Origin of the sequence: uncultured Rikenella sp. (assembly GCF_910577125.1) — a bacterium.
Taxonomy (GTDB): Bacteria; Bacteroidota; Bacteroidia; order Bacteroidales; family Rikenellaceae; genus Rikenella.
On the sequence record NZ_CAJTMN010000131.1, the window covers coordinates 1 to 4,876 of the forward strand.

Sequence of the window (4,876 nt, forward strand, 5' to 3'; positions counted from 1 at the left end):
ACTGCGGAGCCTAAGGAGTAGCGTAGCTATCTAAAAGTTTTTGGTGCCGCTTTTTACAAAAAGCGGCAGTTCCGGCCGGGTAGACACAGATAAACGAACAAATATTTAAGATAGAGATGGCAAGAGAAAAATTTGTCAAGATCGTATCCGGTGCCGTGCCCGTGAACATCGAGAATATAGACACCGACCAGATTATTCCCGCCCGGTTTTTGAAAGCCACCGAGCGGAAAGGTTTTGGTGACAATTTGTTTCGGGATTGGCGATATACGAAAGAGAACGGGTTGATTCCGGAGTTTCCCGTCAACGACAAGGCCCGGTACGAAGGGACGATTCTCGTAGCCGGTTATAATTTCGGTTGCGGATCGTCGCGCGAACATGCCGCATGGGCTATTTACGACTATGGATTCCGCGTGGTGGTGAGCAGCTTTTTTGCCGACATTTTCCGGAACAACGCTTTGAATAACGGTCTTCTGCCGATTCAGGTCAGTCCGGAATTTTTGGCCGGAATTTTTGCGACCATCGAGAAAGACAGCCGTGCGCAGTTCACCGTCGATCTCGAAAGCCAGACCATCACCAACAACACAACGGGAGAAAGCGAGTCGTTCGCCATCGACGGGTATAAGAAGGAGTGCCTGTTGAAGGGGTACGACGATGTGGATTATCTGGTGACTCTCCGCCCGGAGGTTGAGTCGTACGAGTCGCGTCGCTGCCAATAATTTGTTTATTTGTCTTTGTGTTGGAGTGAACTGTTCTTTTTGTGAACAAAAAGAACCAAAAAAACTTTAGAGGATGCTTCGCATCCTAAAGCTGCCGGCGGCCCAATTCCCGGACTTTCTTTGGGCCGGGAGTTGTAGCGCGCAATAAGGTTTAGCTCGCATTGGCGCGCTACAACCCCGACCCAAAAGTAATCTCGAAGACTGAGGACTGCGGAGCGTAAGGCGTAGCGTAGCTAACTAAAAGTTCTTTGCGCCGCTTTCTTTCAAGAAAGCGGCAGTTTCGTCCGGTACAACGAAATAAATGAAAAACTAACAGATTATGCCATCGAGAGTCGAGATCATGGACACCACCCTGCGTGACGGCGAGCAGACCTCCGGCGTTTCGTTTGCGCCCCAGGAGAAGCTCAGCCTCGCGCGGCTTTTGCTGACCGACATCCGGGTCGACCGGATCGAAATCGCCTCCGCCCGGGTGAGCGAAGGTGAGCGTCAGGCCGTGAGCCGAATTATGGAGTGGGGGGCTAAGAACGGGTATCTCGACCGGATCGAAGTGCTCGGTTTCGTGGACGGCGGTGTGTCGCTCGACTGGATCTCCGCCTGCGGCGGGCGTGTCGTCAATCTGCTGACCAAAGGTTCCGAGAAGCATTGCAAATATCAGTTGCGGAAGACCCTCGACCAGCATGTCGCGGATATCCGGCGCGACGTCGAGGCGGCGACAGAGCGGGGGATAGCCGTCAATCTGTATCTCGAAGACTGGTCGAACGGGATGCGCCACTCGCGCGAGTACGTATATCGTATGGTGGACGCCTTGCGGGACTTGCCCGTCCGGCGGTTCATGCTGCCCGATACGCTGGGTATTTTCGAGCCGTGGGAATGTTACGAAGCCTGTCGGGCTATGGTCGAGCGTTATCCCGATTTGCGGTTCGATTTTCATGGGCATAATGATTATGACCTTGCGGTGGCCAATACCGTGGCGGCGGTTAAGGCCGGGATACAGGGCGTGCATGTGACCGTCAACGGATTGGGCGAGCGGGCCGGAAATGCGCCGTTGTCGAGTGTGATCGCTGCCCTGCACGACCATTTGAACGTCGAGATGGGGATCGACGAGGCGCGGACCAACCACGTCTCCACGGTGGTCGAAAGTTATTCGGGCATCCGGATTCCGGCCAACAAACCGGTGATCGGCGAAAACGTTTTTACCCAATGCGCCGGGATTCATGCCGATGGGGATAATAAGAACAACCTCTATTTCAATGATTTACTTCCGGAACGGTTCGGCCGGACGAGGCAGTATGCGTTGGGGAAGAGCTCCGGGAAAGCCAATATCCGTAAGAATTTGGAGTTGTTGGGTATCGAGCTCGACGAGGAGTCTATGACGCGTGTGACGCAATATATCGTGGAACTCGGCGACCGGAAAGAGATCGTGACCGCAGAGGATCTGCCGTATATCGTTTCGGATTTGCTGGGTAATTCCGGGGACGGGGAGCCCGATGCCGTGCGGATACTCAACTATTCGTTATCGGTGGCTCAGGGGCTGCGTCCGGTGGCCACGGTGAAGATGGAGATTCACGGCCAGAGCTATCAGCAGACCTCGGCCGGGGACGGTCAGTACGACGCCTTTGTGTCGGCCGTTCGGGCGATATATAAGGAGCAGCTGGGACGCGAGTTTCCGATTTTGGCCGACTATTCCGTGAGCATTCCTCCGGGAGGGCGGACGGACGCGTTCGTCCAGACCCTGATTACCTGGGAGCAGGGGAATGTGCGGTTCAAGACCCGCGGGCTGGATGCCGACCAGACCATTGCCGCCATTAAGGCGACCGTAAAGATGTTGAACAAGATCGAGCAGCGAGGGTAGGAAAGTCGTGCAGGTGTGCGGACAGAGATTAGGGCTGTCGGCAGTTTGAGGATGCGCAGCATCCGCCTAAAGTTTTTTTGGTTCTTTTTGTTCACAAAAAGAACAGTACCCTCAAACCGACGCGCGCCGTCGCCTAAAGAAGCGATTCAACTATTTCGGCGCGAGCCGAATATAGATGAATCGCGCAGGCGCGCGAAAAGAGAACGGGGCGCAGCAAACCAGTAAGCGATACGCAGTATCGCTCCGTCCCGCCGGGGCCACCCGGCCGCCGCCCGCGCAGGGCAGTTATCCTGTTAGGGTATAGGCGGCCATTTCGGAGTGCCCGAAGGCACCGCGCGCCGACGCCTTAGAAGGGAAATCGTTCAAACACGACTGCGTGTTTGAACAAGATTTCCCTAAGGCGCGCGGACAGAACTTAATACCGTCGCCCGCCCGCTTGAGGAGGGATTTCGCTCGTTTTGCGGTGAGCAAAATTGAGATGAAATCCCCGCGGGCGACAGCAAATGCGGCGGAGCGACAGCGGAGCCGCAGTGAGGCGGACACGGGGCTGAGAGCGAGTAGCGCGATTCGCAGAATCGCCGGCCTCGGAGCGCAGCGAACGCCACAGGCGGGCGCCGGGGGGCGCGCCCGAGGACGAATGGGCGGAGAATTGGGCTGAGTTCTTGTGACTCGAAGAGTCGCGCGGGCCGGACGCCTTCCCACGGGAGGCCCGCAACACGCCGCTCACGCGTCGAAAATTGCGATCACTCCCGGGCGTCCGACCGCAACGGTGTAGGGTAGAGGCTGCCAGTTGGGAGTGCGGCCCGTTTATTCCGAGAGGCAACGCAACTGAAAACTGTGGGCGCGGCTGTCCGAGTGACTGGTGTGGAGGTACTGCGAACTGAAATTCAAGTCCAGGCCGCTGATGCCGCTCGTGGCGGAAGACCAGCTGAACCCGCTGTAGCCGACGTCCATTAGATCGCCTAACCGCCCACCGTTGCCTGCGTCGCGGAAGCCCGGGGCGGGGATTTACGAAACAAAGAAACATAACAACCAGATAACCATGAACCAGACCATTGCCCTGCTGCCCGGCGACGGCATCGGGCCCGAGATCATCGGCGAAGCCGTCAAAGTACTCGACGCCGTCGGGAGAAAGTACGGCCACACCTTTACTTATCGGAAAGGCCTCGTCGGCGCCTGCGCCATCGATGCCACCGGCGATCCCTATCCCGCAGAGACCCACCGGATCTGCCAGGAAGCCGGAATCGTACTCTTCGGCGCCATCGGCGACCCCAAATACGACAACGACCCCTCCGCCAAAGTGCGGCCCGAACAGGGATTGCTGCGGATGCGCAAATCCTTGGGCCTGTTCGCCAACGTGCGTCCGCTGGTCGTCTTCGACTCCCTCGTGGAACGCTCGCCCCTGAAAGCGGAACGGGTCAAAGGCGCAGATTTTGTATGTATTCGCGAGCTGACTGGCGGGATGTACTTCGGCCGTCCCCAGGGGCGGAGCGAAGACGGGAATACCGCCTATGACACCTGCGTCTACTCTCGCGAAGAGATCGAACGCATCCTGAAAGTCGCCTTCGAACAGGCCCGGAAACGGCGCAAACTGCTCACCGTCGTCGACAAAGCCAACGTCATCGCCACCTCCCGCCTGTGGCGCCAGATCGCCAAGGAGATGGCCCCGCAATATCCTGACGTACAGGTCGATTACATGTTCGTCGACAACGCCGCCATGCAGATCATCCAGCGCCCTACCTACTTCGACGTGCTGGTCACCGAGAACCTGTTCGGAGATATTCTGACCGACGAATCGAGTGTTATTAGCGGTTCTTTGGGCTTGCTGCCGTCGGCATCGCTGGGGTCGGAAGTGGCTCTGTTCGAGCCGATTCACGGGTCTTATCCCCAGGCCGCCGGGAAAAATATCGCCAATCCGATGGCCACGATCCTGAGCGCTGCCATGCTGCTCGAACACATCGGACTCGTGAAAGAAGGTGCCGCCGTTCGCGCCGCCGTCGAACAAGCCATTGCCGACGGAGTCGTGACCGAAGACCTGATCGACCCCTCCGCAGCCGGACAAAAAGCCTGCTCGACCACCGAAGTGGGCGACTTTGTCGCCGCCCATGTGTAGGCGATCCTTGCAGCGGAATTTTTTTAAGTGAAAAATCGGCTGATTCCCAGCTCGATATAGGCGGCCGGCAAAGAAACTTCAAAAATATTTCTGAAAATATTTGGAGAATAGAGAAAGAAGTCCTTATCTTTGCACCCGCAAAAGTTCCTTGAAGTATTGCAGTTGTAGTACAAGTTTAGGAGCCAGCGATGGCTC

Annotated in this window: 4 protein-coding genes; 3 read left to right on the top strand and 1 reads right to left on the bottom strand. The window is 56.9% G+C overall.

The window, feature by feature from the left end:
- Positions 1-116 precede the first annotated feature (116 nt).
- Positions 117-716, top strand: a complete 600-nt coding sequence (gene leuD, locus QZ292_RS09600; RefSeq protein WP_294600997.1) for a 3-isopropylmalate dehydratase small subunit — start codon at positions 117-119, stop codon at positions 714-716.
- 319 nt (positions 717-1,035) lie between these two features.
- A complete protein-coding gene (locus tag QZ292_RS09605) occupies positions 1,036-2,568 on the top strand; it encodes an alpha-isopropylmalate synthase regulatory domain-containing protein (protein ID WP_294601000.1) in 1,533 nt (510 codons plus the stop codon).
- Positions 2,569-3,375: 807 nt separating this feature from the next.
- Here the strand turns inward: QZ292_RS09605 and QZ292_RS09610 are convergent.
- Positions 3,376-3,522, bottom strand: coding sequence for a hypothetical protein (locus QZ292_RS09610; RefSeq protein ID WP_294601002.1), 147 nt, complete (start codon positions 3,520-3,522; stop codon positions 3,376-3,378).
- An 88-nt stretch (positions 3,523-3,610) separates the two neighbouring features.
- Between QZ292_RS09610 and leuB the strand changes: the two genes are divergently transcribed.
- Entirely contained in the window at positions 3,611-4,681 is a 1,071-nt protein-coding gene (gene leuB, locus QZ292_RS09615) for a 3-isopropylmalate dehydrogenase (RefSeq protein WP_294601003.1), read from the top strand.
- Positions 4,682-4,876: the final 195 nt, after the last annotated feature.